Source organism: Ameyamaea chiangmaiensis, assembly GCF_013376175.1.
Taxonomy (GTDB): Bacteria; Pseudomonadota; Alphaproteobacteria; order Acetobacterales; family Acetobacteraceae; genus Ameyamaea; species Ameyamaea chiangmaiensis.
In genome coordinates, this window is the sequence record NZ_JABXXR010000308.1 from 1 (window position 1) to 1,318 (window position 1,318).

The window sequence follows — 1,318 nt, forward strand, 5'->3', positions numbered from 1 at the left end:
GGCAGGGGCGCGCCACGCTGCCGCCACGCTGGCGCACGGCACGGCACCTGGCCGCGCTGCATGGCAGCGGACCGCATCGTGGACAGGCCCTTCTGGGCAGTCCGCTCGAACTGGACGTGATCGAACGCTGCACCGGCATCGTCGCGATCGAGGACGGGGCGGTGCGTGGCTGGGTCTGGCATCCGGCCAATCCCGCAAAACCTCCCTGCCTGACCCTCCGCGACGGCGATGGGGCAGCGGGCGCCTTCGTGCGGCACTACACCGCACGGACCCTCAGCACGGCCGTCAGCGCGGACGACCCCCTCGCCCGGCCCCGGACCATCGACATTCCGCTGGCCGACCTGCCCGCCGGTACCCTGCACGTCCTTGACTCGCAAGGGCGCGATCTCGCCGGCAGTCCGCTGGCCGTGATGCCGTCCGCCACGCACGCGAAAACGTCCGGCACGATAACGCCACGCCCCCCACGCCGCAGTCCGACCCGCGCACCCATAGCCGTCGTCGTCCCGGTCCATGGCCAGCGCGCGGTCACACTCGCCTGTCTGGACGCGGTGTGCGCGGCGCCGACAATCGCCCGGATCATCGTCGTGGAGGACGGCCGGATCGATGCGGCCCTGTCGAAGGCGCTGGACGCGCGTGAACGCAGCGGCGCGATCACGCTCCTGCGCCACGATCGCGCGCGCGGGTTTCCCGCCGCCGCCAATGCGGGGCTGCGCGCAGCGGCGGGATGCGACGTCGTGCTGCTCAACAGCGATACGCTGGTGCCCCCCGGCTGGCTGGAGCGTCTTGCCGACATCGCCTACGCATCGCCGGCGACCGGCAGCGTCACCCCGCTGTCGAACGACGCCACGATCCTGTCCTATCCCGACCGGGAAGGCGGCAACCCGGTGCCCGATCTGGCGGAGACGGTCGCGCTCGATCAACTCGCGCAGGAAGCCTGTGCCGCCTCGGGCCACCGTGCGGTGCCGATCCCGACCGCCGTCGGCTTCTGCACGTTTCTCCGCCATGACTGTCTCGCCCAGACCGGCTTGTTGCGCGGCGATCTGTTCGCGCAAGGCTATGGCGAGGAGAACGACCTGTGCATGCGGGCAGCGGCACTCGGCTGGCACCACGTGGCGGCCCCGGGCGTCTTCGTGGCTCACGTAGGCTCCGCGTCCTTCGGCGCGAACCGGGCGGCCCTTCTCGAACGAAACCTCAAAATCCTGCACCTGCTCCATCCGGATTACGATCTTCTGGTGCAGGCCCATATTCAGGACGATCCGCTCGCCCCGGCGCGGCGCGCCCTCGATCTGGCCCGCTGGCGCGCCACGCGGGACCGTCC

1 protein-coding gene is annotated in these 1,318 nt (G+C 71.2%); it reads left to right on the top strand.

Annotated elements, in window-relative coordinates; genetic code table 11:
- Positions 1-1,318, top strand: a 1,318-nt coding sequence (locus HUK82_RS16640; RefSeq protein ID WP_176614971.1) for a glycosyltransferase family 2 protein, incomplete at both ends; no start/stop codon positions are given.